This is a genomic window from Streptomyces sp. NPDC046805 (assembly GCF_040645355.1).
Taxonomy (GTDB): Bacteria; Actinomycetota; Actinomycetes; order Streptomycetales; family Streptomycetaceae; genus Streptomyces.
Genome location: NZ_JBEYYC010000009.1, coordinates 224,313 through 230,569, shown reverse-complemented (window position 1 = coordinate 230,569; position 6,257 = coordinate 224,313). Strand labels below are relative to the sequence as shown.

Below are 6,257 nucleotides of genomic sequence, written 5' to 3'. Positions count from 1 at the left end.
CAATCTACGACGGCCCCGGTTGACTGACCGGTCCCGGATCTCGAAGTCCATCGCACTCCCCAGCTGGGGTGTTGCGACGACCACAAGAACTCAAGTGAGCCTCCCGGGGGCCTTCACCGAGCGCCGGATCAGACCTGCGCCCGCTCCTCCACGACCTGCGCGATCTTCGCGATGGCCTCGTCGAACGGGATGCCGTTCTCCTGCGAGCCGTCGCGGTAGCGGAAGGAGACGGAACCGGCCGCCATGTCGTCGTCGCCCGCGATGACCATGAAGGGCACCTTCTGCTTCTGGGCGTTGCGGATCTTCTTCTGCATACGGTCCGAGGAGGAGTCCACCTCGACCCGCAGCCCCTTCTTCTTCGCCTCGGCGGCGAACTTCTCCAGGTACTCGACGTGCGCGTCGCCGATCGGGATGCCGACCGCCTGGACCGGCGCGAGCCACGCCGGGAAAGCGCCCGCGTAGTGCTCAAGCAGCACCGCGAAGAACCGCTCGATGGAGCCGAACAGCGCGCGGTGGATCATGACCGGACGCTGCTTGGAGCCGTCGGGACCGGTGTACTCCAGGTCGAAGCGCTCCGGCAGGTTGAAGTCGAGCTGGATGGTCGACATCTGCCAGGTACGGCCGATCGCGTCCTTGGCCTGGACGGAGATCTTCGGGCCGTAGAACGCGGCGCCACCCGGGTCGGGAACCAGCGGCAGCCCCTGCTTCTCGGCGACCTGGCGCAGCGTCTCGGTGGCCTCTTCCCAGACGTCGTCCGAGCCGACGAACTTCTCCGGGTCCTTGGTGGACAGCTCCAGGTAGAAATCGGTCAGACCGTAGTCGCGCAGCAGGCCGAGGACGAAGGTGAGCGTCTTGTCGAGCTCGTCGGCCATCTGCTCGCGGGTGCAGTAGATGTGCGCGTCGTCCTGGGTGAAGCCGCGGGCACGGGTCAGACCGTGCACGACGCCCGACTTCTCGTACCGGTACACGGTCCCGAACTCGAAGAGGCGCAGCGGCAGTTCACGGTACGAGCGGCCGCGCGCGTCGAAGATCAGGTTGTGCATCGGGCAGTTCATGGGCTTGAGGTAGTAGTCCACGCCCTCGTCGAGCTGCATGGGCGGGTACATGCCCTCGGCGTACCAGTCGAGGTGGCCCGACGTCTCGAAGAGCTTCCCCTTCGTGGCGTGCGGCGTGTAGACGAACTCGTAGCCCTCTTCCTCGTGGCGGCGCCGCGAGTAGTCCTCCATCACGCGGCGGACGATGCCGCCCTTGGGGTGGAAGACGGCGAGGCCGGAGCCGATCTGCTCCGGGATGGAGAACAGGTCGAGCTCGTTGCCCAGCTTGCGGTGGTCGCGCTTCTCGGCCTCGGCGAGGAAGTCGAGGTGCGCCTTCAGCTCGTCCTTGGACGGCCAGGCGGTCCCGTAGATGCGCTGGAGCATCGGGTTCTTCTCACTGCCGCGCCAGTAGGCGGCCGCGTTGCGCATCAGCTTGAACGCCGGGATGTTCCGGGTGGTGGGCAGGTGGGGACCGCGGCAGAGGTCCTTCCAGCACAGGTCGCCGGTCTTGGCATCGAGGTTGTCGTAGATCGTCAGCTCGCCGGCGCCGACCTCGACGTCCGCGCCGTCGTCGCTGGAGGCCGATCCCTTGAGGCCGATCAGCTCCAGCTTGTAGGGCTCGTCCGCGAGCTCCTCACGGGCGTCCTCGTCGGTGACGACGCGGCGGGAGAAGCGCTGGCCGCGCTTCTGGATCTCCTGCATCTTCTTCTCGATGGCCTTGAGATCCTCGGGCGTGAACGGCTTCTCGACGTCGAAGTCGTAGTAGAAGCCGTCCTTCACGGGCGGGCCGATGCCCAGCTTGGCCTCGGGGAAGAGCTCCTGCACGGCCTGCGCCATGACGTGCGCGGTCGAGTGGCGCAGGATGCTGAGGCCGTCCTCGGAGGAGATCTCGACACCCTCGACTGCCTCGCCGTCCTTCACCTTGTACGAGAGGTCCTTGAGCTCGCCGCCCACGCGCGCGGCGATGATCGAGCGCTCGCCGGCGAAGAGTTCGGCGGCCGTAGTGCCCGTCGTCACCGTGCGCTCTTCCCGCTCGGAATCGCGTTGGATGATCACACGGACGTCTGACACCGGTCTCTCCTGACTGCAGGTGGTTTGCGGCGCCATACCGGGAGCGCGCGCGATAGCGGGATCGTACCGACCCCGAGCGGCCTACCGCGAAACGGTTACTCACCGTCTCCGCCTGGTCACGGTGCACAGCGGCGGTCAGTCCTCGCCGCCGCACGCTCCCTCGAAGAAGTCGGGCCTGTCCTCCAGGGACTTCATCAGCCGGTCCCGCTCCGCCTCGTCCACCTCCACGGGTACGACGCCGCGGGCGCCGGTCAGCCGCCGGAAGCCGCCCCGGCTCTCCAGCCGCCCGGTCACCCGCACCGGCAGTCCGACGAGGTGGGCGTGCCCGGCGATCCGGTACGCCTGCTCGTCCAGGGTGGCGCGTATGTGCGGCACCTCGGCGCCCGCGATCACCCGCAGCCGTACGACTCCCTCGCCGCCCGGATCCGACCGGCACAGCCGGACCACGGCGCCGGTGATGCGGACGGGGACGGAGGGCTCGGCGCGCAGATAGCGGGCCCCGGCCGCGCGCAGGGCGGGCAGGTCGCCGGGCGAGAACTCGACGGCCTCGGCACGGGCCGCGCAGCCCTCGGGAACCCCGGCCGCCGGAGCCCAGGCGACGGCGATCCGCGCGCCCTCCGTCCCGCGCACGAGGGCGATCAGTGCCTCGGTGAGTTCACGGCTGACGCCCGCCTCGACGGCACCGTCGAAGGCGTCCATGCCGCCGGTGGCCCGCTGGTAGTCGATGGCCTCGCGGGCGGCGTAGAGGGCCTGGTGGAGGCGTACGGCGAGCGGGCGTGCGACGGCCGCGGGCACGAAGGCGGTGAGACGGCGGCCCTCGGACGCCGGTCCGACGAGGACGTGCTCCAGCATCGCGGCGGCCCGGCGGCGGTGCCGGGCACCGTGGTACCCGGCCCGGGCGCGTGTGGCGAGCGCGCCCGCGAGGAGCATCTGACGGGCGGCGGTGCGCAGTTGCTCCTCGACGGTCCAGGGCGCGGTGCCGCCGGGTCCGCCGGGCGCGTCCCGCCACCAGCGGATCTCGTCGCTGGGCACGGCGAGGGAGACCAGCACCTCGCGCGCGGAGGGCGCGCCGCTGCGGGACAGGGCGACGAGCGCCTCGCCGAGCAGGTCGTCGCTGTCGGGGAAGGCCCGGTTCTCGGGCACGAGCAGGCTGGTGCCGCCGGCCGGGCCGGGCGGGGTCCACCGGCCGTAGCGCCCGGCCGCTCCGCCGCGGCGCTGCCAGCCGTGCCGGTGCAGGAGGGCGCCGAGCACGGCGGGGTCGACGCGGGCGGGTTCGGGGGGCCGGTTCCAGCGGGCGTCGACGGGGTGCGGCCTGACGTCGCGCAGGGGCTCGTCGTAGGGGCGGTGTGTCACGGCCTGCCTCCCGTTCCGACCCGCGTCATGATCTCGCAGAGCGCCCGGTCGTCGAAGATGCGCGAGGTCGGTATCCGCACGGTGGTCCGGTGTCTGCCGGTGACGGGGTGGCCGGCGAGGTTGACCCAGTAGCAGCAGTGCCGCAGGTCGAGCCGGTCGTGGCTGGCGCGCAGCCAGTCGTCCTGGGACCGGGGGACGAGCATCACGACCAGGATCTTGTGCACCGAGACGGGCGTGCGGGCGAGCTTGCGCAGGTGGGCGTTGTCGAGCGTGAAGGAGAAGAAGCGGCCCGGGGGGTTCGGCGCGATCTGGTACGTGCATTTGAGCTGCACCTTGATCGTGACCTCGTCATCGACGGTGTGTCCGGGGGCACTGTGACTGACGTGCCAGTCGATGCCGTTGTCCGGGAACGGCTGGGACAGCGAGCAGCCCGCGGCCGCGGCGACCGCGTGCAGATAGCCGACCTGCAGTGTCTCCATGCAGGCGGTGGTGGCGAGTGTGCCGCGGTGGTGGCCCCTGCGGTCGGGCAGCAGCCCGCCCCGCTCGGGCTGCGCGATCGCCATGACCAACAGCCTTCCACGCCAAGAGTTTCCCCGTTGCGGGCCGCTGAACTGCAAAGACCCGTACTCCTGTTGTGTCCCCCCGGCGTACGGCGCAAACAGCCCGGGTATCACCAAACAGGCAGAAGACGGCACGTCATCTGCCGTGGCCGAGCGAGGAGTTGGTGAGCCATGACGTGCTGGTACGAGGGGCCTCTGGCCGCCTTCGACACGGAGACCACGGGCGTGGACGTGGAGGCCGACCGGATCGTGTCGGCCGCCGTCGTCGTCCAGGACGCCGCGGACACCCGGCCCCGGGTGACCCGTTGGCTGGTGAACCCGGGTGTGCCGGTGCCGGAGGCGGCGACGGCGATACACGGGCTGACCGAGGAGCATCTGCAGCGCAACGGCCGCTGGCCGGCGCCGGTGATGTACGAGATAGCCCAGGAGCTGGCCGAGCACGCGGCGCGGGGCCGGCCGCTCGTGGTGATGAACGCGCCGTTCGATCTGACGCTGCTGGACCGGGAGTTGCGCCGGCACCGGGCCTCGCCGCTGGACCGCTGGCTGGCGTCGCCATCGCTGCTGGTGCTCGATCCCCGAGTCCTGGACAAGCACCTGGACCGCTACCGCAAGGGCCGCCGCACCCTGACCGACCTGTGCGCGCACTACGGCGTCACGCTGGAGGGCGCGCACGACGCGGCCTCGGACGCGCTGGCCGCCCTGGATGTCGTACGGGCGCTGGGCCGCCGCTTCGCGACCCGTCTGGACCGCCTGTCCCCCGCCGAGCTGCACACCCTGCAGGCGACATGGCATGCGGCTCAGGCGCGCGGCCTGGAGGCATGGTTCGCGCGCAGCGGGGCGCCGGAGTCCGTGGACGCGGCCTGGCCGCTGCGCCCGGAGCTGCCCGCGGCGGCGTAGGGACCGTGTGTGTGGCGGGGAGGCGCCCGCGACGGCGGACGCCTGCGCGCACCCCCCCGTCACCAGGAACCGCCATGAGAAGCCTCCTCACGCCACGCGGCCTCCCCTGCCCCATGAAGGGCGGAGCGCAGTCCGGCCGCGGGCAGACGAGAAGAGCCGGTCCGCCAAAGCGGACCGGCTCTCTTCCCGGTGGGCGATACTGGGTTCGAACCAGTGACCTCTTCGGTGTGAACGAAGCGCTCTCCCACTGAGCTAATCGCCCGGGAACGCAGTGAACAATACAGGCCCCGGCGGGTTTCCTCCAAACCGCTGCCCCGAGGGGCCAGCCGGGGGGGCGCGGACGGTGGCGGACGGCGGGTGGTGCGGATCTGAGTACGGGTACTCATGGCGTACGGCGTGACATGGGCCACACTCCAGGGGGTGAGCGCCGCCGCCCGTGCGACGGCGCTCGCCTTCGGTGAAGAGAAATGACCGGAAATCAGATGTGCTGCCCGCACTGGCACTTGAGGTCAAGTAAAAAAGGCTCACCGGTCGCGCTTCCGGAGAAATCCGGTGACATTCCTGAAACTCCGAAAATCATCGAGAGGGATTTCCTTCGATGGGAGTCCACTGATAACGGACCGTCACCTCCCCCCCCGGCCGGGATACGACGACGGCCCGCCCGCGATCGGATCGCAGACGGGCCGGTGTCTCCGGGTGGGCGATACTGGGTTCGAACCAGTGACCTCTTCGGTGTGAACGAAGCGCTCTCCCACTGAGCTAATCGCCCGGGCACAGGAAGAACATTACCCCATGTCAGGGGACACCTCGGACCATCACTGGTCCTTGATCCGCCAGGGCATCACGACGCCGAACCTCCAGACGTAGACCCCGACCAGAACCGCCACGATCACCAGGCCGATCACGGTCAGGGTGATGTTGCGGCGGCGCACCCTCGGGTCGAGCGCCTTCTGCGCCGCCTCGGTGACCTTGCGCTTGGTCCAGCGGAGCACGAGCTGGGCCCAGACGAACTCGGTCGCCCAGATCGCCATGCCGGCGAAGATCACGACCCAGCCGGGTCCGGGCAGCGGCAGCATGACGATGCCGGCGCCCACGACCGCGAGGCCGATCACGAAGACGCCGACCTGCCAGCTCACGTGCAGCACGCGACGCCCCTTGACGAACGCCGGCGCCCTGGAGCCGAGCCCCCGCTCGTCGCGCTCCCCGTCCGCTCGCACCCCGTCCGCCCGCAGTTCGTCCGACGCCACGGCAACCTCGCCCGGCTCGTTACTCCCCGTATTCATACGACCAAACCCTACCGGAGCGAACCAGTCACCGAAATGGTCGTAAGCCTCGTACAGGA

The 6,257-nt window shown here is 70.1% G+C and carries 5 protein-coding genes and 2 tRNA genes; 1 reads left to right on the top strand and 6 read right to left on the bottom strand.

Annotation, left to right across the window (positions count from 1 at the left end; translation table 11 throughout):
* Positions 1-128: 128 nt before the first annotated feature.
* From thrS to ABZ910_RS13035, 3 genes are all read right to left on the bottom strand, one after another.
* Entirely contained in the window at positions 129-2,105 is a 1,977-nt protein-coding gene (gene thrS / locus ABZ910_RS13045) for a threonine--tRNA ligase (RefSeq protein WP_361362846.1), read from the bottom strand.
* A 135-nt stretch (positions 2,106-2,240) separates the two neighbouring features.
* Positions 2,241-3,458 carry a hypothetical protein gene (locus ABZ910_RS13040; protein WP_361362843.1) on the bottom strand — a complete coding sequence of 406 codons (1,218 nt, stop codon included), beginning with the start codon at positions 3,456-3,458 and terminating at the stop codon, positions 2,241-2,243.
* Positions 3,455-4,021: a DUF4365 domain-containing protein gene (locus ABZ910_RS13035; protein WP_361362841.1), complete on the bottom strand. Its 567-nt coding sequence runs from the start codon at positions 4,019-4,021 to the stop codon at positions 3,455-3,457. The genes ABZ910_RS13040 and ABZ910_RS13035 overlap by 4 nt, the downstream gene beginning before the upstream one ends.
* Before the next feature lie 168 nt (positions 4,022-4,189).
* Between ABZ910_RS13035 and ABZ910_RS13030 the strand changes: the two genes are divergently transcribed.
* Complete coding sequence (locus ABZ910_RS13030) at positions 4,190-4,915, top strand: 3'-5' exonuclease (RefSeq protein WP_361362839.1); 726 nt, start codon at positions 4,190-4,192, stop codon at positions 4,913-4,915.
* Positions 4,916-5,105: 190 nt separating this feature from the next.
* Here ABZ910_RS13030 and ABZ910_RS13025 read toward each other — a convergent pair.
* The 3 genes from ABZ910_RS13025 to ABZ910_RS13015 form a co-directional block, all read right to left on the bottom strand.
* Positions 5,106-5,177: transfer RNA gene (locus ABZ910_RS13025), tRNA-Val, on the bottom strand.
* 435 nt (positions 5,178-5,612) lie between these two features.
* A tRNA-Val gene (locus tag ABZ910_RS13020) sits at positions 5,613-5,684 on the bottom strand.
* A gap of 46 nt (positions 5,685-5,730) precedes the next feature.
* A complete protein-coding gene (locus ABZ910_RS13015; protein WP_361362836.1) occupies positions 5,731-6,198 on the bottom strand; it encodes a TIGR02611 family protein in 468 nt (155 codons plus the stop codon).
* Positions 6,199-6,257 lie beyond the last annotated feature (59 nt).

What these genes read in the sequence shown, in the direction of transcription:
- ABZ910_RS13030 (WP_361362839.1), top strand. Translation starts at nt 4,190, where the DNA reads ATGACGTGCTGGTACGAGGGGCCTCTGGCCGCCTTCGACACGGAGACC.
- ABZ910_RS13035 (WP_361362841.1), bottom strand. Translation starts at nt 4,021, where the DNA reads ATGGCGATCGCGCAGCCCGAGCGGGGCGGGCTGCTGCCCGACCGCAGG.
- ABZ910_RS13015 (WP_361362836.1), bottom strand. Translation starts at nt 6,198, where the DNA reads ATGAATACGGGGAGTAACGAGCCGGGCGAGGTTGCCGTGGCGTCGGAC.